This window comes from Copranaerobaculum intestinale (assembly GCF_009831105.1).
Lineage (GTDB): Bacteria > Bacillota_I > Bacilli_A > Erysipelotrichales > Erysipelotrichaceae > Copranaerobaculum > Copranaerobaculum intestinale.
Genome location: NZ_WUUQ01000002.1, coordinates 58363 through 77460 on the forward strand (window position 1 = coordinate 58363; position 19098 = coordinate 77460).

Annotated in this window: 18 protein-coding genes and 7 tRNA genes; 23 read left to right on the plus strand and 2 right to left on the minus strand. The window is 43.0% G+C overall.

All coding sequences use genetic code 11. From position 1 onward, the window contains the following. The first annotated feature begins 3 nt into the window (after window positions 1–3). The 5 genes from GSF08_RS05075 (at window position 4) to GSF08_RS05095 (ending at window position 4191) form a co-directional block, all read left to right on the plus strand. Window positions 4–483 carry a PTS sugar transporter subunit IIB gene (locus GSF08_RS05075; protein ID WP_160624769.1) on the plus strand — a complete coding sequence of 160 codons (480 nt, stop codon included), beginning with the start codon at window positions 4–6 and terminating at the stop codon, window positions 481–483. Window positions 484–496: 13 nt separating this feature from the next. Further along, window positions 497–1246, plus strand: coding sequence for a sugar isomerase domain-containing protein (locus GSF08_RS05080; protein ID WP_160624770.1), 750 nt, complete (start codon window positions 497–499; stop codon window positions 1244–1246). An 8-nt stretch (window positions 1247–1254) separates the two neighbouring features. Continuing rightward, window positions 1255–1995 carry a sugar isomerase domain-containing protein gene (locus GSF08_RS05085; RefSeq protein WP_160624771.1) on the plus strand — a complete coding sequence of 247 codons (741 nt, stop codon included), beginning with the start codon at window positions 1255–1257 and terminating at the stop codon, window positions 1993–1995. 308 nt (window positions 1996–2303) lie between these two features. Continuing rightward, window positions 2304–3026 (plus strand): SIS domain-containing protein, encoded by a 723-nt coding sequence (locus GSF08_RS05090; RefSeq protein WP_160624772.1) that lies wholly within the window; start codon window positions 2304–2306, stop codon window positions 3024–3026. 457 nt (window positions 3027–3483) lie between these two features. Further along, a complete protein-coding gene (locus tag GSF08_RS05095) occupies window positions 3484–4191 on the plus strand; it encodes an HAD family hydrolase (protein ID WP_160624773.1) in 708 nt (235 codons plus the stop codon). On the opposite strand, the gene GSF08_RS05100 is transcribed toward GSF08_RS05095, so the two are convergent. Together GSF08_RS05100 and GSF08_RS05105 are read right to left on the minus strand one after the other, a co-directional pair. After that, window positions 4132–4899, minus strand: coding sequence for a YdcF family protein (locus tag GSF08_RS05100; protein WP_160624774.1), 768 nt, complete (start codon window positions 4897–4899; stop codon window positions 4132–4134). The genes GSF08_RS05095 and GSF08_RS05100 overlap by 60 nt on opposite strands. Before the next feature lie 36 nt (window positions 4900–4935). Continuing rightward, window positions 4936–7275, minus strand: a complete 2340-nt coding sequence (locus GSF08_RS05105; protein ID WP_160624775.1) for an ATP-dependent DNA helicase — start codon at window positions 7273–7275, stop codon at window positions 4936–4938. Window positions 7276–7446: 171 nt separating this feature from the next. Between GSF08_RS05105 and GSF08_RS05110 the strand changes: the two genes are divergently transcribed. The 18 genes from GSF08_RS05110 to GSF08_RS05195 all read left to right on the plus strand — a co-directional run bounded on the left by GSF08_RS05110 (window position 7447) and on the right by GSF08_RS05195 (window position 19093). Continuing rightward, complete coding sequence (locus tag GSF08_RS05110) at window positions 7447–8394, plus strand: RluA family pseudouridine synthase (RefSeq protein WP_160624776.1); 948 nt, start codon at window positions 7447–7449, stop codon at window positions 8392–8394. Window positions 8395–8560: 166 nt separating this feature from the next. Then, the gene (locus GSF08_RS05115) at window positions 8561–8872 is read left to right on the plus strand and encodes a hypothetical protein (RefSeq protein ID WP_160624777.1); all 312 of its coding nucleotides are present in this window, start codon (window positions 8561–8563) and stop codon (window positions 8870–8872) included. 15 nt (window positions 8873–8887) lie between these two features. Further along, window positions 8888–9919, plus strand: coding sequence for a V0D/AC39 family V-type ATPase subunit (locus GSF08_RS05120; RefSeq protein ID WP_160624778.1), 1032 nt, complete (start codon window positions 8888–8890; stop codon window positions 9917–9919). Window positions 9920–9935: 16 nt separating this feature from the next. After that, window positions 9936–11861 carry a V-type ATP synthase subunit I gene (locus GSF08_RS05125; RefSeq protein WP_160624779.1) on the plus strand — a complete coding sequence of 642 codons (1926 nt, stop codon included), beginning with the start codon at window positions 9936–9938 and terminating at the stop codon, window positions 11859–11861. Window positions 11862–11880: 19 nt separating this feature from the next. Beyond that, window positions 11881–12327 carry an ATP synthase subunit C gene (locus GSF08_RS05130; protein ID WP_160624780.1) on the plus strand — a complete coding sequence of 149 codons (447 nt, stop codon included), beginning with the start codon at window positions 11881–11883 and terminating at the stop codon, window positions 12325–12327. Window positions 12328–12352: 25 nt separating this feature from the next. Then, complete coding sequence (locus GSF08_RS05135; RefSeq protein ID WP_160624781.1) at window positions 12353–12661, plus strand: V-type ATP synthase subunit F; 309 nt, start codon at window positions 12353–12355, stop codon at window positions 12659–12661. Window positions 12662–12671: 10 nt separating this feature from the next. Then, on the plus strand, window positions 12672–13274 hold the full coding sequence (locus GSF08_RS05140) for a V-type ATP synthase subunit E (RefSeq protein ID WP_160624782.1): 603 nt from the start codon (window positions 12672–12674) through the stop codon (window positions 13272–13274). 42 nt (window positions 13275–13316) lie between these two features. Then, complete coding sequence (locus GSF08_RS05145) at window positions 13317–15068, plus strand: V-type ATP synthase subunit A (RefSeq protein ID WP_160625368.1); 1752 nt, start codon at window positions 13317–13319, stop codon at window positions 15066–15068. An 18-nt stretch (window positions 15069–15086) separates the two neighbouring features. Then, complete coding sequence (locus tag GSF08_RS05150) at window positions 15087–16529, plus strand: V-type ATP synthase subunit B (RefSeq protein WP_160624783.1); 1443 nt, start codon at window positions 15087–15089, stop codon at window positions 16527–16529. Between the two features lie 2 nt (window positions 16530–16531). Next, window positions 16532–17164, plus strand: a complete 633-nt coding sequence (locus GSF08_RS05155; protein ID WP_160624784.1) for a V-type ATP synthase subunit D — start codon at window positions 16532–16534, stop codon at window positions 17162–17164. Between the two features lie 180 nt (window positions 17165–17344). Next, window positions 17345–17421 (plus strand) — tRNA-Arg (locus GSF08_RS05160). A gap of 21 nt (window positions 17422–17442) precedes the next feature. Then, window positions 17443–17519: transfer RNA gene (locus GSF08_RS05165), tRNA-Pro, on the plus strand. An 11-nt stretch (window positions 17520–17530) separates the two neighbouring features. Further along, window positions 17531–17607: transfer RNA gene (locus GSF08_RS05170), tRNA-Met, on the plus strand. Between the two features lie 15 nt (window positions 17608–17622). Then, a tRNA-Ile gene (locus GSF08_RS05175) sits at window positions 17623–17699 on the plus strand. A 36-nt stretch (window positions 17700–17735) separates the two neighbouring features. After that, window positions 17736–17826, plus strand: a tRNA-Ser gene (locus tag GSF08_RS05180). A 39-nt stretch (window positions 17827–17865) separates the two neighbouring features. Beyond that, window positions 17866–17942: transfer RNA gene (locus GSF08_RS05185), tRNA-Met, on the plus strand. A 3-nt stretch (window positions 17943–17945) separates the two neighbouring features. Continuing rightward, a tRNA-Phe gene (locus tag GSF08_RS05190) sits at window positions 17946–18021 on the plus strand. 652 nt (window positions 18022–18673) lie between these two features. Further along, window positions 18674–19093 carry an SPOR domain-containing protein gene (locus tag GSF08_RS05195; RefSeq protein ID WP_160624785.1) on the plus strand — a complete coding sequence of 140 codons (420 nt, stop codon included), beginning with the start codon at window positions 18674–18676 and terminating at the stop codon, window positions 19091–19093. Window positions 19094–19098 lie beyond the last annotated feature (5 nt).

Here is a 19098-nt window from a genome sequence, read left to right on the forward strand (position 1 = left end):
GATATGTCAATTGTTTACAGTCGTGTCGACGGAAGAATGATTCATGGTCAGGTAGCTTCTATTTTTGCTAAAGTGTATCAGGTCGATGAAATACTTGTTGTGAATGATAAGGCGGCGATGGATGATGATCAAATTATGCTTCTTGAATTAGCAGTGCCGTTTGGCTGTGATTTCCGGGTTCTTACCTGTAAAGAAGCAGCAGAATGCTTTTTAGATGAGGATTTTGACGGCAATCGTACGATGGTTGTATATCGTGATGTTCAGGATGCTCTGAAAACAATGGAGGAAGGTTATCCGATCTCTACCCTCCATATTGGAGGCATGTATAACGAAGCAGGTAAGAAAGAAATCGATGTTGCACTGTTTGTTGATGATGATGATCGAAAAGTATTTCGACAGTTGGAAGAGAAAGGTGTAGAATTGATTTATCAGGTATCCAACATGAATAAGGAAGTAAAACTTTCAAAAGTGCTGGACTATTAAAGGAGAACAGCTAATGAAGGCATGGGAAAATTATTTTAAAACGATGCAGGACGTTGTATCAACAGTTTTAGAAACACAAGGCGAAGCAATCATGAAGGCCGCTGAGATTTTGGCTGATACAACGGAAAAGGGCGGTATTATTTATGGCTTTGGGACCGGTCATTCGCATTTGGTGACCGATGATGCATTTTGGCGGGCGGCGACACCTGCCAATTACTGCGCTCTGTTGGAACAGAGTGCTACGGGCAGTTTTGAGATCACAAAAAGCTATTATGTTGAAAATACATATGGTATCGGTAAACTGATCGTGGATTATCACCGCATCACTTCCGATGATTGTATGATTATTATTTCAAACTCGGGAAATAATATTGCGCCGGTGGATGCTGCTATCCGGGCGAAAGAAAAAGGGATTCCGGTGATAGCGATCACGGCTGTAACATACAGCGATTTCCTGAAAACCAAACATAAGGACGGCGTAAAGCTGAAAGATGTCGCTGATGTTGTACTTGATAATTGTTCTTTGATTGGTGATGCAGCAGTGGATATCGAGGGCTTTCCGATGAAGGTTGGTTCAACAAGCACGATACCCAATGTGTTTTTGCAGAATGCTGTACTGACGCAGATGGTGGAGCTGCTGGTACAGCGAGGCTTTGAGCCGGATGTATATTACAATGGGCATATGGCATTTATGGATGAAAATTGTGCAGATCATAATGATAAAATCGTGGATAAGTATTTCCATCGCATCCGCAATTTATAGGTGCGGAGATGAGCTATAAGCAAAATTATATTGCGCACATTCATGAACTGCTCGATCAGATTCTGGATACTCAGGAAGCTGTGATCAATAGCTGTGCGGAAAGCATCTCAAAAGTGATTCAAGAGCAGCATGCGGTTTTTGTATTTGGTGCGTCACATGCAGGGATACTTGCCCAGGAAATGTTTTATCGAACCGGCGGACTTGCGGTATTGAACCCAATCTTGCCATCCGAAGTTATGCTGAATACTCGTCCGGTGACGCAGACCTCGGCGATGGAGCGAATTGAAGGATATGGTGAGGTGATTCTGAATCATACACAGATTCAAGCTGGAGATATTTTAATTATCCATTCTGTTTCCGGCCGTAATACCATCGCAATCGAAATGGCCTTGGCGGCAAAACAAAAAGGGATACAGGTAATAGCCATCACCAATCTGACTTACAGCAAGCAGGTAACTTCACGCCATCGAAGCGGCAAACGACTATACGAATGCGCAGATTATGTAATAGATAACTGTGGTGATTTTGAAGACTCATGCATGCTGCTGGAGGGAATGGATCAAAAGATTGCCCCGACTTCCACAGTTTGCGGAGCAGCGATTGTAAATATGCTGCTGATCGAAGTAGTGGAATATTTACTGAAACAGGGAATAGAACCGCCGATTTTTCATAGTGCTAATGTAGATGGCGGCGATGCGTTTAATCAAGCCCTGCTTGAAAAATACAAAGACCAAATTTACTACATGTAAAATTTTTACAAATACAGACTGTCGATATAGGAAATCTGACAGTCTTTTCTTATACGTGAGAAATCTATATAAGGAATACCTTCCTTTACGTGGCTTGATTACGTTTTCCTATATAATTTGTTTATTTTTAGGTGATGTTTTAAAAAAGATGATATTTTTCTGATTATATTATCAATATCTTAGTTATCCTCATATATGGATTGAGCAAAGTATTTTATTATTGTGCATTTAACTTTTTTGAAAAGGTGATTGACAAAATGATTTTGCCAGTTATGATGAAAAGTAAGTGAGGAGAAAAGGAGGGCAATATGTACCATACCATTTTTGAAGTAGGAAAAAAAGTAGTTGATGCCATTGAAACAACTCAGCAGGAACCGATTGAAAGAGCTGCAGAGCTGATTGGAGAAGCGTTTGTGAAGGGACATAAATTCTTTGTAACTGGCAGCGGTCATTCCCATACAGTTGCGGAGGAGTTTTATGGAAGAGCTGGAGGCTTGGCTTGTGTTACGCCGATTTTAACTCCGGAATTAACGTTGACAGATCATCCGACAAAGAGTTCACAGTTAGAACGTTTAGATGGTTACGCTACCATCTTAGTTAATTTATATGATATCAAAGCTGGTGATGTAGTTTTGATTGCCAGCAATTCAGGCCGTAATGCATATCCGGTAGAAATGGCTCTCGAAGCGAAGAAACGCGGGGCATCGGTTATCGCTATTACCAGTCGCAAGCATTCAGAAGCTTGTACATCCCGAGCGAAAAGCGGAAAAAAGCTGATGGAGGTAGCAGATGTTGTGATTGATAACTGTGGTATGCTGGGAGATTCCAGTCTGACGGTAGAGGGTATTGCCGCTCCATTACTGCCTACATCCAGCATTGCCAATGCATTTATTGCCCAGGCAATTACCGTATTAGCCGCAGTCTATATTCGTGATGCCGGTTTAGAACCGCCGGTTTTTATTTCTTTAAACGTAATGGGTGAAGATAATAAAAATGATGAATATTTCAAAAAATACGCCCGTATGTATTAATACAACAATATAGCATGTGTATCCTATCTGGACTTTCTGATGCTGATAAGTGAAATATAAGCATTGAATGTGGAGAGGATGGGACACATGCTTTTTTTGTCTTTTTTAGGATTTTTTCATAAGGTGTAAACAAATATGCATCACTTTTTTTTACATTGCTCCATATAAGGATTACGAATTGGCGTTATGAAGAGATTCAAGCAATACAATTATGTGACTGTTTGGTGTCTTGATCTGCCGACTCGACAATGCTTTCATCGTTTTGTAATCAATAAAAAGTTATATCCTTTTGTATAACTCTGTATTTTTTAAGATAACTGCTTAGTATGCAGCATCTTGCCGCAGCAATCCTTCTTTTCTTCATAAAATCATGTGCATTGCTGCTTTTATCTTGCATTTTTTACACAGGATGAATATAATAGTAAAAATTAGTTATTCAATGAAAGAAGGCGGCTTGATGAAACAAAAGAAGTATATCGTATGGGATTGGAACGGGACACTGTTTGATGATATTGATGTATGCATGAAATCCTTGAATGAGCTGTTGGAACGCTACCACCTGCCGCTTGTAGATAAGACATCCTATCGCAATGTGTTTCGCTTTCCGGTGAAAGACTATTACCGGGATGTTGGATTTGATTTTGACCGCACTTCCTTTGATATCTTGGCAAATCAATATATGAAGCGTTATATACCGCTATCAATGAATTGTTCACTTTTTCAGGATGTTCAGGAAACGCTGGCTCATTTTAAGCAGTTTGGTCTGAAGCAGTATATCATCTCTGCTTCCCGTATGGATCATTTGCAAAGTCAGTTAGCCCAATATGATATTCTTCCTTATTTTGAAGATATTCTGGGCTTGGATAATATCTGTGCATACAGCAAAGTGGATGTGGCTGTTAACTGGATCCAGAATCAGCATATTCATACAGATGAAGTACTGTTCATTGGAGACAGCGTTCATGACAGTGAGGTTGCCAAGGCGTGCGGCTGCGAATGTATATTGATCAGCCGCGGTCATCAAAGCAGAGAAAAGCTGGAAAAAACCGGCTGTATCGTCAAGGACTCTATCAGCCAGTTATGGAAAGAAGAATTTGGGTTGAAATTAATGAAACAGGATATCTTTGGCAAGGCCAAAGAATTCCCGGATATGAAAATTGAATGAAGTAGGATAATGGGCGGGACTTGGATAGCGATAAGCATCAAGACCTGCTTTTTTTGCGATATACATCGCTCGCATCATATGGAAGTTATTTGTAATAACTAATACTTTTGCGTTCTCAGAAAACAGTTTTTTACTGAATTGAAAGTTTTCAAAGGTGTTAGAGGAGTTGTCTTCTTTTATAATTAAGCTTGCTGGCACTCCGTGCCGGAGCAGATAATCTGCCATTGCTTTTGCTTCGGTGATAGCTTCTCTTGACCCTTGACCGCCGCTGACGATGATCGGAATACCGGGCTGCTCATGATGGGCTTTCAGTGCAGCATCAAGACGATATTTTAGGGTGCTGGATATTTCTCTGCCATTTAAGCCGGCTCCTAAAACTAGAATCACATCAGTTTTTTCATGAGAACGTGTATGTCCATAATAGAGAATCAAACCTTCCGTAACGGCAAATATAAGCAGGCATACGATTAGGATCACAGAAATTACAATTTGCCAGAAACGGTGAAGCTGTGCGTAGATAAATATTTGATAATGCTTTTGCAGAAAGCCAAACAACAGCAGCAAAATTCCTGCTGCGCCTAAATACATAGAAAAAGCGACATACTGATAAAATATTTTAAGCAGTAAATAATATAGGATCAGAGCAGCACCGAGTATGATGCTGATGATACAGATTACATTTTGCATAGGGGTCATATGTTTTCCCATAGGAAGTCCTTTCTCTGTACTCTATGTACTCAGCGGTTATTTATTCCAAAAGGAATCCAGCGCTGCTTTTAAATCCTGCTCCTGATGAATGATCGTATAATGATCCCAATGCGGGGGCAGAAGCTGGCGGTATTGAGCAGTGGTATAGCGATCATCAATCAATAAAATGAAGCCGCGGTCTGTTTCGGTACGAATTACTCGTCCCGCCGCCTGCAGAACTTTATTCATGCCGGGGAATACATAGGCATATTCATAGCCCATTTGATTCTGTTCCTCGAAATAATCACGAAATATATTCTGTTCCTCATTGATCTGCGGCAGCCCTACGCCGATGATGATAGTTCCAATCAGAGCATCTCCGCGAAGATCAATGCCTTCTCCGTACATTCCTCCAAGGACACAAAATCCAATCATTGTCTGATCGGCTTCTTCATCAAATGCCTGAAGAAAGGAAACCCGTTCTTCATCTGACATATCACTGTGCTGGACACGGACAGTAACCTCAGGATACGCATTTTGAAACGCTTGTGCAATCTGATGCAAGTATTGATAGCTTGGAGCATAAACAATATAATTTCCGCAGCGCAGAGCTGTGGCAGTATGAATCAGCTTTACAATCGGCTGAATGCTGCTTGCTCGCTGCCGGTAACGGGTTGAGATACCGTCGTGAATAAACACGCTTAGGTTTTCTTTTGGAAAGGGACTATACAGCATCAGCCGTTTGGTATCCTCATCTCCTCCAAGCAAGGACAGAAAATAGGGCAGCGGCGTCATCGTTGCTGAAAATAGACAAGCAGCCGTTCCTTTTTTCAGTGTACCCTTCACCAACAAGCTCGGATCAATACAGAACTGCGTTACCGTGATATCAGAAGATGTTCGATTGATCGTCATTACATAATGTTCATCGTACAGCTCGCTGATACGAAGATAAGCATTACTGTCAAAATACAGCTGACGAAGATCTTCTTCATAAGCACTTTTGGCATTTTCCGCGAGAACCGGCTCACATATTTTCTGAAATTGCTGAAGCAATTTGTTTAGTCCAAGAAACGGCTCCTTTACAATTAGAAAGCTTCGTGCTTCATCTGCTTCAATGAGCGTATCCATGCCCTTCATCACCTTCTGCAAAGCCTGCCGCAGCTTCTTTTGACTGGTTGGAAGCTGTTTCCGGACTTTTTTAAAACTCGATTTTGAAAGGGAAGCACTAAACATAGAACGAGCCCGATCAACCAGATTATGAGCTTCATCGATCAAAAACATGTGTTTACCGCCCGGTTCCATGAAATAACGCTTTAAAAAAACCTGCGGATCAAAAACATAATTGTAGTCACAAACAATGACATCACAATATAAGGAAAGGTCGAGTGATAATTCGAAGGGACAGACCTGATAGCTTCTTCCATACTCTTTTAAAATATCCTCACCGATCATATCATGCTGAATCAGCACTTGATACATGACTTCCTTTACGCGATCATAATATCCTTTTGCGTAAGGACAGATTTCGGGATCACAATTGCGTTCTTTTAAAAAACACATTTTGTCTTTTGCGGTTAAGGTTATACTGTGCAGATATACCTGTTTTTGTTTCATCAATGCAAGCGCCTGCCAAGCAACGCTGCGGGTGATCGACTTCGCTGTCAGATAGAAAACCCGTTCTACCTTGGCTTCACCGATTGCCTTGATCGAAGGAAAAAGGGTGGACATCGTCTTGCCGATGCCTGTCGGTGCCTGTACAAATAAAACATCCTTATCCAAAATCGTCTTATAAACGGCTACCGCTAGTCTGCGCTGTCCATCTCGATAAGATGGAAACGGAAAAACTAATTTCTGGATAGATTCATTTCTGCGTTCTTCATGTTCTTTTTGAAGCTCGCCCCATTTACTGTAATCGTGCAGTAATTTTTCATAGAAAGCAGTCAAATCCGCTCGGGTCAATTCCTTTTGAAACTGCTTGATGGTTTCTTCGTCAACCTGAAAATACGTCAGCTGAACAAGGATGCTGTTAAGCTCATTCTGTTCCAATAGATAAAAATAGGCATAGCACATTGCTTGAGCCCAATGAACATCTCGATAATCAATTTCAATTTCTGATAACGGCACATGAACGGTTTTGATTTCATCAATGATGATACGGCCGTTCTTTTTGATAATGCCGTCTGCCCTTCCTTCAATCTCAAAACAGATATCATGATAAATCTGCTGATGTTTAAAGTATACCTCGGCTTCATACGGATCCGGCGATGTGCGCTGCAAAAGGCGATGGATGCGAGAGCCTTCCTGCGCTCGTTCAACGCTTAAAAACCGATGATCAATATCACCGGACTGATAAACAAATTCAACCAGGCTGCGTACAGACATCCGCAAAGTAAACATAGCGGGCTCCTTTCATGCGATGCAAAAAGAATGCTTCTGCTCTTATTTTATCATGCTTTTTATAAGGTTTATACAATATTTCCTATCTGTCTATTTTTTAGAGCTTCTGAGGTGCTTTGTTTTGGTATATGCTGTAAATGGTGCTATACTGATGAAAAAGGTGGATGAAGTATGCGGGAACTAACAGTAAACGAGAATGATGCCGGTCAGCGGGTTGATAAATTTATAAAAAAGACCCTGAAGCAGCTGCCGCAAAATCTCATGTATAAATATATTCGAAGTAAAAAGATCAAGGTGAATCGAAAGCGCTGCACGATAGATCAAAAATTAAAAGCGGGAGATGTGCTGCAATGTTACATCCCAGAAGAATTTTTTGATCAGCCGATCGATTATCGGTTTTTAAAAGCATCGCGGGATTTGAAAGTTGTTTATGAGGATGAGCATGTATTGATTGTTGATAAACCGGCCGGATTGCTTGTACACAGTGATCAGCCTGATGACCACGATACCCTGATCGATCGGATTCAAGCCTATCTGTATGATCAGCAGATCTATCAGCCGGCGCAGGAGCATAGCTTTGCCCCGGCACTTGTAAATCGTATCGACCGTAATACCAGCGGTCTGGTGCTGGCGGCGAAGGATGCGGCTTCCTTGCGGGAACTGAATCAGCTGATGAAGGATCGCAACATTGACAAACGCTATTTGTGTATTGTTGAAGGGGTGCTTTCTAAGGAGCAGGACGCATTATGCATGTATCATCAGAAGCAGGACGATAACCATGCGGAAATATCGATGACGCCCAAGGACGGATATAAAGAGGTCCGGATGGACTATCGAATACTGGATACAGCAGATGCATACAGCTTGGTAGAGGTACAGCTTCATACCGGAAAAAGTCATCAGATTCGAGCCTGTTTTTCCGCCTTGAACCATCCGCTGATGGGTGATGTGAAATACGGCGCGAAACCGACTGCCTGGAAATATCAGGCGCTGTGTGCTTATTCACTTACCTTCCATCCCGATGAATCGCTGAAACAGCTTACAGGATTAGGTGAAAAAACCGTTTGTTTAAAAGCGAATCCGATATCTTCTTATTTTTATCAAAGGGTGAAAAAATAGACGTTATAAATCGTCTGGTAAAGTGTCACAAAATGCCGTATTTTACCATAGAATAAATTTGTTGACATCAAGGAATAAAGGTTTATACTAAGAGGTGGTTTTCCTGACCTAAGGTCATATATATAGATATATAGAAAGGAAAATATTACAGAAAGGAGGGATTGCTTTGGATACAATCATCCGTGATGTAATTGAATCAGATCGGCAGGCTCGTGAACGCATCGACAAGGCCAATCATGATAAGTTCAACATTCAGAAATCGATCAATGAAGAACGTGATTCAGTTACGAAGCGGTATATGGATGCTTCCAAGGATGAGGTGGAGCAGTACCGCAAGGAACTGGAACATCAGATCGTTCTGGAGAAGCAGGAACAGGAGCAAGCCTATCAAAAGGCATTGACGCAGCTGAGCGACCTCTATGACCGTAAAAAAGATCAATGGGTAGACGAGCTGGTTGCGCGTTGTCTGGATGTTTAAGAAAGAGGTGATCCTATGTCATTTGCTACCAATGCCGTTGTTTCAAAGGCCAAGAGCATGTACGGAGGCCGTCTTTCGAAAGAAGATTACGATGAATTGCTGCGGCGCAAGAGCGTTGCCGATATCACGTTTTATCTGAAGCATCAGACAGCTTACAGCGAAGTGCTCAGTGATGTTCATGAAGCGACTATTCATCGCGGACAGCTGGAGAACCTGCTGCACCGCCATGTGTTTGACAAGGGAATGCGTCTTGTGCATTTTGCCGGAAATGAAAATCGTAATTTCTACCGCTGTGATGTAATCACAAAAGAAATCGATTTCATTTTGGAACGGGTGCGAATGCTGAATTCAGAGCTGTATGAAGGATTTCTGTCCGATGTTCCGATGTATTTGAATCAATATACATCGTTTGAGCTTGCGGATCTGGAAAAGGTTCATACCTTTGGGGAGCTGCTGCAGCTGTTGAGAAAGACTCCTTACTACAATCTGCTGGCACCGTTTCAGCCGCAGAAGGGTGAGGCGATTGACTACACATCATGCGAGCATGTGCTGCAGTCGTATTACTTTGATCATCTGCGGGAGGTAATCAATCAGTCGTTTAAGAGCAAAACTCGTAAACAGCTGCTTACGATTGTCGATACGCAGATCGAATTGATGAATATCACGAAGATTTACCGTTACCGGAAGTTTTTTCAGGAGGATCTGGATGTGATCCGCGGTTCATTGATGAAGTGTTCCCGCATGTCCGAACAGTTCCTGGAACAGCTGATGGCAGCACCGACGATGGATGCGTTCAAGCGTCTGCTGGCGGATGGACCGTTCCATTTATATATGGACGACAGCGATTTCGCATTTATTGAGTATTATGCAGATACGATTCGTTACAATGCGTGCCGCCGATATATGCGTTTTTCCAATGAAGCGCCGCTTGTGTATTACACATTTATCGCTCTGCTTCAATTTGAAGTAGAAAACCTAATCAATATTATTGAAGGTATCCGTTATGGAGTGCCACCTGAAAATATTGAAAAAATGCTGATTTATTAGAAAGGAGGCTATCGGTATGGCAATCGAAAAGATGAGACTGGTGAATATCCTGTCTGATCAAGTTCACTTGAGTGATGTCTTGCTGCGGTTTATCGAATTGGATAACTTTCACCCGGTACCCGCATCGCGCATTGCCGATAAAGTCGGTGGACTGACAACTTTAAATGAAGAAAATCCATACACGGAGCTGCTCACTCAGTTTCAGGAAATAAGTCATGATATGGAACTGGAGCTTCCAGAAGTGAGAATGCGTGAGCAGGATTACAATCTGATGGAGACCCGAGAATATATCGGTCGCGTTTATGATCAGTATAAAAAGATCGCAACAGTAAAAGAGGACCTGATAAAGGTCATCCAGGAAAACAAGGATGCCTTGTTTCAATTGAATAACATCGAGACCTTGGATGTTAGTTTCGATGACTTGTTTTCCTGTAAGTTTATTAAGATTCGTTTCGGACGACTGCCGTTAGACAGCGTTGATAAGTTGAAGTATTATAACAACCGTCCATTTATCTTCAAGTCATTCTCTCAGGACAAAGCTTACAGCTGGTGTGTGTATATCACTACCAACAAATATGAGGGGGAAGTGGATAATATCTTCTCCTCGCTGTACTTTGAACGTATTCGTATCCCGGATTTCGTACATGGAACTCCTGATTCAGCTAAAGAGATGATACAGGAGGAGATCGATACGGATTATAAGCAGCTTTCCCATCTTGATGAAGAGATGCTGAAACTGAAAGAATCCTGCAAGGATCGTTTCGCTCAGATTAAGGGTGAATTGGAATTCCTGAATCGTACGTATGAGGCAAGACAGTTTGTATTGTGCCTCGGTGAACGCTTCAGTATTACCGGCTTTGTTGCTAAACGAGACGTCGCAGATGTCGTGAAGACATTTGAAGATTTGGAAGGAGTTGAAATCGAGGACCGCCCAGCCAGCAGTGATATGCGACTGACGCCGCCTACGAAACTACGAAATGGGTGGTTTGCCAGGCCATTCGTAATGTTTGTAGAAATGTACGGTACGCCTGGCTATCGCGATTTTGACCCGACACCGTTTGTGGCTTTTACCTATACGCTGCTGTTTGGCATCATGTTCGGTGATGTTGGGCAGGGGCTGGTATTGTCCCTAGTCGGTTATATTGCTTATAAATGGAAGCATATGCAGCTTGGTGAAGTCGGTGTGCGCATCGGCTTGTCCTCGGCATTCTTCGGGCTGGTTTATGGATCAGTGTTTGGAAATGAAGAGATCCTGACCCCGCTTTATACAAAAGTCTTCGGTCTGGCAGGGAAGCCGATCGAAGTGCTGGACGGTAATTTTACAATGCCGTTATTGATTTGTACGGTTGTGATCGGTGCTGTGTTGATCGTAACCTGTATCTGTATGAATATATTTTTGAATGCCAAGCGCCGTGATTATGGTGAAATGCTATTCTCACAGAATGGTATTTCCGGCTTGGTATTTTATACCGCGGTATTGGTTGGAGCAGCGCTGCAGATGGGCTTTGGGATAGCTGTCTTCAGTTTGCCTTATGTGCTGCTGTTAATCATCCTGCCGTTGTTTCTGATATTCATGAAAGAGCCGCTGATTCGGAAGTTGGATAAGCAGGATATGTTTCCGGACGGCTTCGGCGGTTTCTTCACGGAAAGCTTCTTTGAATTATTTGAAGTATGTTTGAGTTTCGTAGCGAATACGATGTCTTTCCTTCGTATCGGCGGATTTGTACTGTCTCATGCCGGCATGATGCTGGTTGTGTCAACGCTGTCCCATATGGTCGGCGGCGGTTCCTTAGCGGTTATGATCTTCGGTAATATCTTTGTCATGGCGATGGAAGGTATGATCGTCGGTATTCAGGTACTGCGTCTTGAATTCTACGAAATGTTCTCACGTTATTTTGAAGGAAACGGATACGCTTTCCAATCATTAAAAAACTCGGATTAATCCATGGAGGGTATAAAATATGTTAACAATGATTGAATTTCTTTTACCATTAATGATCGTTTTATTAATTTCACTGCCTTTGATTTCAGTATTCAGGGGTAAGTCAAGCAAACACAGTGCCAAGCTTCGCCTGGCAACCCACGTTAGTTTATTCTTTGCGTTAGTTGCGGGATGTATTTTATTTGAAGCAAACGGCATGCATGTATTTGCCGCATCTACGGTTGATTCTGTCAATCAGATGACAGGCTCGATCGCTCAGGGTTTAGGCTTCCTGGCCGCTGCACTTGTAACTGGTATGTCTGCACTAGGCGCCGGTATTGCCGTAGCTGCTGCTGCTCCTGCCGCAATCGGCGCATTCTCCGAAAACTCTAAGAACTTCGGTAAATCACTGATCTTCGTAGCGTTGGGTGAAGGTGTTGCCATTTATGGTCTGCTGATTTCCATTCTGATCATGAATAAATTATAGGATACCAACAGAAAGGTCGATTACTATGAAGTTTTTCTTGCTTAGTGATAACATTGATACCCTGATGGGCATGCGCTTAGTCGGGATTGAAGGAATGGTTATTCACGAGCGTCAGGAAGTGTTGGAACAGCTTGAGAAACGCATGCATGATCCGGAAATCGGCATCATTTTGATGACGACAAAATTGGTTCAGCTGTGTCCCGATGTTGTTTCTGAGATAAAATTAAAACGTAAACAGCCGCTGATCGTAGAAATTCCAGACCGTCACGGTTCTGCCAAAATTGGTGAAACCATTGATGGCTATGTGAGTGAAGCGATCGGTGTGAAGTTATGAGGTGAGACCGATGGAATACGAAAACAAGCTTGAGCTTGAGCAGTACTTCAAGGATGAAATCAACCGCTGTGCAAAAGCGGAGGAAGAAGCAATTCTGGAAGAAGTAAAGGAAATCCGTGCAAAAGCTCTGGAAGAAATTGAGAAGGAAGCTCAGCGTAATGCGCAGTTGGTTCTCGATCAGGAGAAAAGTGAAATCGCGAGTGATATGGCAATTGAAAAAAGCCGGGTCAGTGTTGATACGACCCGCCGCTTGATCGCTAAGCGGGAAGCGTATGCGCAAGCGGTATTCAAAGCGGTGAAGGCCAAATTGATTGCCTTTACCGAAGGAAATGAATATGCGGATTATTTACAGAAAAAAGCAGCTCAGCTGGCTTCGAAAATGCGTACAGAAGACGGTATTTTCTATGTGCGTGAAGTAGATTTGAAGTTAGGTGATGCACTGAAAAAGGGATATGGTCTGAAGTGTGCTGTGAAAGCATCCGATGATATTGAAATCGGAGGTTTTCGGTTTGCCCAGACTGCCAAGGGCATTGAGGTTGATGAGACATTCGACAGTGCTCTGAATGATCAGCGTGAATGGTTCTTCGATCATTCTGGTATGATTATTTCTTAAAAGGGCTTCTTGAAACAAGAAGCAGATGAAGAGGTGATAATGGTGAGTGAAAATGTAATCTACTCCATCAACGGACCTGTCGTTACGGTAAAAGATGCGGTAGACTTTTCCATGCTGGAAATGGTCTATGTCGGCAATAAACGTCTGATGGGTGAAGTCATCTCCATCAAAAAGAGTGCCACAACGATTCAGGTATATGAATCGACAACCGGATTAAAGCCGGGAGAACCGGTATATCCGACCGGATCTCCGATCAGTGTAACCCTTGGTCCGGGTATTTTGAGGAATATTTTTGATGGAATTGAACGGCCGTTGAAAGAGATAGCCAAAGAATCAGGCGCTTTCATTGTAACCGGTAGTGATGTGCCTCCTCTGGATGAGGATGTGTTATGGAAAACTTCGGTTTGTGTGAAGGTCGGCGATGAGCTGAAAGGCGGACAGATTTATGCCCGCGTGCCTGAAACAGATTTGATTGAACACCGGCTGATGGTACCACCAAAGCTGAGCGGTACGGTTGTTGCGGTAGAGCCGGATGGTGAATATAAGCTGCATGACTGCATAGTAAAGCTGCAGGATGCCAAGGGTGAGGTTCATGAACTGACGTTGTGTCAGAAATGGCCGATCAAGCAGGCTCGTCCGGTCAAGGAACGGCTGCCGATCAGTGTTCCGCTAATTACCGGTCAACGGGTTATCGATACATTGTTCCCAATCGCAAAGGGCGGCACAGCTGCAGTTCCGGGAGGATTTGGAACCGGCAAGACCATGACCCAGCATCAGCTGGCAAAATGGTGTGATGCTGATATCATCGTATATGTCGGCTGCGGTGAGCGCGGCAATGAAATGACCCAGGTACTGGAAGAATTCTCAGAGCTGATCGATCCAAAGAGCAACAAACCGCTGACGGAACGTACGGTTCTGATTGCCAATACTTCCAACATGCCGGTAGCGGCACGTGAAGCGAGTATTTATACCGGCATAACCCTGGCAGAGTATTATCGCGATATGGGCTACCATGTTGCAATTATGGCTGATTCTACTTCTCGTTGGGCAGAAGCGCTGCGCGAAATCAGTGGTCGTCTGGAAGAAATGCCTGCCGAAGAAGGTTTTCCGGCTTATTTACCTTCCCGTATATCGCAATTCTATGAGCGTGCAGGCTATATGGAAACACTGAGTGACGGGATTGGTTCGGTCACGATTATCGGTGCGGTATCGCCGCAGGGCGGTGATTTTTCAGAGCCGGTTACGCAGAATACAAAACGTTTTGTCCGCTGCTTCTGGGCGCTGGATAAGGCATTGGCTTATGCACGCCACTATTTTGCTATTAACTGGAATCAAAGCTATAGTGAATATGTAACCGATTTGGAAAAATGGTACAACAAAAACATTGACGTACGATTTTTGCGCGATCGTCAGCAGTTAACCGCTTTGCTTGCGGAAGAAACAAAGCTGATGGAAATTGTGAAACTGATCGGGTCTGACGTTCTGCCGGATGATCAGAAGCTGGTAATTGAAATTTCTAAAGTGATCCGTGTGGGTTATTTGCAGCAGAATGCATTTCATAAGGATGATACGTATGTGCCGCTGATCAAGCAGCTGAAGATGATGGATGTAATCCTACACCTGTATAAACGGGCTAAGGAAGTCGTTGTTTCCGGCAAGGCGTTGTCTTCGGTTTTGGAATTAGGGTTATTTGAAAAAGTCACAAAGATGAAATATGATGTTCCGAATGATCATTTGGAAATTCTGGATTCATATTTTTCCATGATCGATGAAGCCATCGATCAGGTACAGTAAGAGAGGAGGCATCTGTTTATGAGTGTACAGTATGTAGGTTTACATGAAATCAACGGATCGCTGATTTTCTTGGACGATGTTGACAATGTCGGTTTTGAAGAAACCGTAGAGATTCGTGTGGATGACGGTACTACACGTCTGGGCCGGGTGGTTCAGATTGAGGGTAAAAAAGCTGTTATTCAGGTATTTGAAGGTACCAACGGCATATCTTTGAAGAACACCCGTACAAAATTGACGGGTAAACCGATGGAGATGCCGCTGTCAAAGGAAATTTTGGGTAGAGTATTCAACGGAGCCGGGAAGCCGATTGACGGTTTGGGTGATATTTATACGGATAAGCGTTCCGATATCAACGGGCAGCCGTTAAATCCGGTATCCCGTGTGTATCCCCGTAACTATATCAATACTGGTATTTCCTCGATTGATGCTTTAATGACGCTGATTCGCGGTCAGAAGCTGCCAATTTTCTCAGGTTCTGGTATGCCGCATAATGAATTAGCGGTACAAATCGTAAAACAGGCTCGTTTATCCGGTGCTGAAGATTCTAAATTCGGTATTGTGTTTGCGGCCATGGGTGTAAAAAATGATATTGCGGATTATTTCCGTCGTTCTTTTGAGGAAGCAGGCGTTATGGAACGCGTTGTAATGTTTTTAAACCTTTCCAATGACCCAATCATTGAACGTACGCTGACACCTCGCTGTGCGTTAACCGCGGCGGAGTATTTGGCTTATGAGCACGACATGCATATTTTGGTTATTTTGACGGATATTACCTCTTATTGTGAGGCTCTGCGTGAGTTCTCCAGCAGTAAGGGTGAAATTCCGGGACGTAAAGGATATCCGGGGTATCTGTATTCTGATTTAGCTTCGCTGTACGAGAGAGCCGGCATCATTCATGGCGCAAAGGGAAGCGTTACCCAGATTCCAATTCTGACGATGCCAAATGATGATATTACACATCCGATTCCTGACCTTACCGGATATATCACTGAGGGTCAGATCGTATTGGATCGCAATCTGAATCAAATGGGCGTGTATCCGCCGGTCGGGGTACTGCCGTCGCTGTCACGTTTGATGAAGGACGGTATTGGTGAAGGTTATACCCGCAAGGATCATTCCGATGTCAGCAATCAGCTGTTTGCCTGCTATGCTAAGGTGCAGGATGCACGTTCCTTAGCAAGTGTCATCGGTGAAGATGAACTGAGCGACGTAGATAAAGAATATATGGAATTCGGTAAATTGTTTGAAGAGCACTTCTTGTCACAGGGATTCAATACCAACCGAACGATCGAGGAGACCCTGGATCTGGGTTGGGATCTGCTGTCCGTAATGCCGCGCAAGGAATTGGATCGTGTGGATGATGAGGTTCTTGATAAATTCTATGACCATGACCGTGCAGTGGAACGTTTCGAGCTAAAGGAAGCGACCATTATTCCAGAACTTGCTTCCAAGGGTAAATAGTTATGAGTACACAGGTTTTTCCGACCAAGGGTAATCTGATTGCGACAAAAAAATCCAAAGATCTGGCGGAAATGGGCTATGATTTGATGGATCGCAAGCGGAATATCCTGATTCGGGAAATGATGATGCTGCTGGACGATGTAAAATTGCTGCGTGATGAAATAACTACCACGTACGATACCGCCTATAAGGCCCTTCAGGAAGCGAATATGTCTTTGGGTGTTATTATCGATTTGGTGGACGCTGTACCGGTCGACACTGGCATTACCGTCACATACCGAAGTGTTATGGGAGTCGACATACCTAAAGTTCATTACGAAAAGCGTCCGATGCAGCTTACCTATGGACTGGAACGGGCTAATTCTAAGCTTGATTATGCTTATGTCTGTTTCTATAAGGTAAAGGAATTGACCGTAATTTTGGCGGAGATCGATAACAGTGTATATCGTCTTGCCAATGCGATCCGAAAAGCGCAGAAACGTGCGAATGCGTTAAAGAACATTGTGCTTCCGGATTTTCAGGATACGATCAAATTCATTTCTGAGGCATTGGAAGAAAAAGAGCGTGAAGAATTTTCCCGCCAGAAAGTAATCAAGGCAAATAAGGAAAAAGCCGCTGCAATTGGAGAATCATAAAGGTGAAGCTGAAACGATTGTTTCAGCTTTTTCTTTTTAAAAATGATGAATAGAAATGAATTTTAAAAGGATATTTTTTATATATTACGGAGAATCAAAGAAAGCAAAAAAAATACAAAAAAAGTGTTGCATTAATGGGGAGAGTTTGGTATTATAAGTAGGCACTGATAAAGTAAACATGCGCCCATAGCTCAACTGGATAGAGCGTTTGACTACGGATCAAAAGGTTGCGGGTTCGATTCCTACTGGGCGCGCCATTACTTATCAGTTATAGCTCACGGGATGTAGCACAGCTTGGTAGTGCACTTGATTTGGGATCAAGGGGTCACAGGTTCAAATCCTGCCATCCCGACCATTATTTTAATTGGCTGGGTAGCTTAGCTGGCTAGAGCATTCGGTTCATACCCGGAAGGTCGTGGGTTCGACTCCCACCCCCGCCACCATTTAAAATAGTAGCTGGACCCTTAGCTCAGTTGGTTAGAGCATCCGGCTCATAACCGGTGGGTCGTAGGTTCGAGTCCTACAGGGTCCACCATTTATAAAGCGTATCAGCGCCTTAGACAACCCATCTGGAGGAATACCCAAGTGGTTGAAGGGTCCGGTCTTGAAAACCGGTAGGTCGAGAAATCGGCGCCTGGGTTCGAATCCCAGTTCCTCCGCCATTTTGAAAGCTTTGAAAATTGAATATGTGTCATATACATCGCGGGGTAGAGCAGTCTGGTAGCTCGTCGGGCTCATAACCCGGAGGCCGTTGGTTCAAATCCTTCCCCCGCAACCAAATGGTTCCTTAGCTCAGTTGGTAGAGCAAAGGACTGAAAATCCTTGTGTCCGCAGTTCAATTCTGCGAGGAACCACCATTGATAAATAAGCGTTTTAGCCCATTAATAATGGTTGAAACGCTTTTTTATTGTTTTTTTAAATGTCCGAAAATATACCAAAATATACTAAAATAAGTGTCGTCAAAATGTCGTCAAAATGCCATTTTTGATATTAAGTGTCGTCAAAGTATAATAAATATGAAAAAGTGCTTTTTTATGATAATCTAATTGTCTGGGTAGCATTGATCCTGATAGGTGGTATATTCTTTCACTGGAATTTTACACAGGATATCCCAATGCTTTGAAACTATTCTGCAATGTATGAGTAATAGATCCTATTATCAAAATGAAAACCAGTTTTTAATAGTTTTACATGAATGATCTAAAATAAAGAATGAATTTTTGCGATTGCGGATTTATTAGTGATAAGAATATGCTTCTCTTACTATACATTACATTTTTTTACTGATGATTAAGGTGTAAATAAAAAATACACGTATATGGGAGTGAAAGGGGGAGCCAAAATGTCATGGTTTGCATGGCTTGCGGCAGCTGCAGGGGCAGCGGCAGTCTTTAAAATTCTCACCAGTGGCCGCGGCCGCTTTAATTTCGGAGGCCTGTCACTTCGCTGGGGGTGATTTTTAGGCATAACATTTTTGTTTCGGCATAGTCTTTATTGAGGTGTATACATATGAATAATAAGAAACTGATCTACGCGTTCGCATGTGGACTGTCAATTTTATTTGCGGGCATCTATTATGCGGTCTTTGTAAATCTGGGTCAGGATGAATCCAAGTCCACCGCCAGCGAAGTTACCTTATATATGAACCAGGTTGGCTTGTATAAGCAGCAGGACAGTATCGATAAGATGAAGGCTCAGCTGGAAACCTATGGACTGGTTGGTTATCAGCGCGATATGGGTGATGTGACCGCGGTCGTCTGCGGCGTTAGCACATCAAAGAAAGAAACTGTGAAGGCACAGGAATCACTTACTAAGAACAACGTAACATTTCTTTTGAAAAGTGTGAAAACCAAGGATGCGTCCGTTATTCAAAAAATTCATGATAAAGATTATGCCGGCGCATTGGAGATGATGAAGGAATCAAAGTAAAAGAA

Bases quoted from the DNA above. Each gene is read 5' to 3' on its own strand.
- GSF08_RS05125 (WP_160624779.1), top strand. From the start codon at position 9,936: ATGGCAATCGAAAAGATGAGACTGGTGAATATCCTGTCTGATCAAGTT.
- GSF08_RS05120 (WP_160624778.1), top strand. From the start codon at position 8,888: ATGTCATTTGCTACCAATGCCGTTGTTTCAAAGGCCAAGAGCATGTAC.
- GSF08_RS05195 (WP_160624785.1), top strand. From the start codon at position 18,674: ATGAATAATAAGAAACTGATCTACGCGTTCGCATGTGGACTGTCAATT.
- GSF08_RS05090 (WP_160624772.1), top strand. From the start codon at position 2,304: ATGTACCATACCATTTTTGAAGTAGGAAAAAAAGTAGTTGATGCCATT.
- GSF08_RS05095 (WP_160624773.1), top strand. From the start codon at position 3,484: ATGAAACAAAAGAAGTATATCGTATGGGATTGGAACGGGACACTGTTT.
- GSF08_RS05155 (WP_160624784.1), top strand. From the start codon at position 16,532: ATGAGTACACAGGTTTTTCCGACCAAGGGTAATCTGATTGCGACAAAA.
- GSF08_RS05140 (WP_160624782.1), top strand. From the start codon at position 12,672: ATGGAATACGAAAACAAGCTTGAGCTTGAGCAGTACTTCAAGGATGAA.
- GSF08_RS05135 (WP_160624781.1), top strand. From the start codon at position 12,353: ATGAAGTTTTTCTTGCTTAGTGATAACATTGATACCCTGATGGGCATG.
- GSF08_RS05130 (WP_160624780.1), top strand. From the start codon at position 11,881: ATGTTAACAATGATTGAATTTCTTTTACCATTAATGATCGTTTTATTA.
- GSF08_RS05105 (WP_160624775.1), bottom strand. From the start codon at position 7,275: ATGTTTACTTTGCGGATGTCTGTACGCAGCCTGGTTGAATTTGTTTAT.
- GSF08_RS05150 (WP_160624783.1), top strand. From the start codon at position 15,087: ATGAGTGTACAGTATGTAGGTTTACATGAAATCAACGGATCGCTGATT.
- GSF08_RS05110 (WP_160624776.1), top strand. From the start codon at position 7,447: ATGCGGGAACTAACAGTAAACGAGAATGATGCCGGTCAGCGGGTTGAT.
- GSF08_RS05080 (WP_160624770.1), top strand. From the start codon at position 497: ATGAAGGCATGGGAAAATTATTTTAAAACGATGCAGGACGTTGTATCA.
- GSF08_RS05075 (WP_160624769.1), top strand. From the start codon at position 4: ATGTCAATTGTTTACAGTCGTGTCGACGGAAGAATGATTCATGGTCAG.
- GSF08_RS05100 (WP_160624774.1), bottom strand. From the start codon at position 4,899: ATGGGAAAACATATGACCCCTATGCAAAATGTAATCTGTATCATCAGC.
- GSF08_RS05085 (WP_160624771.1), top strand. From the start codon at position 1,255: ATGAGCTATAAGCAAAATTATATTGCGCACATTCATGAACTGCTCGAT.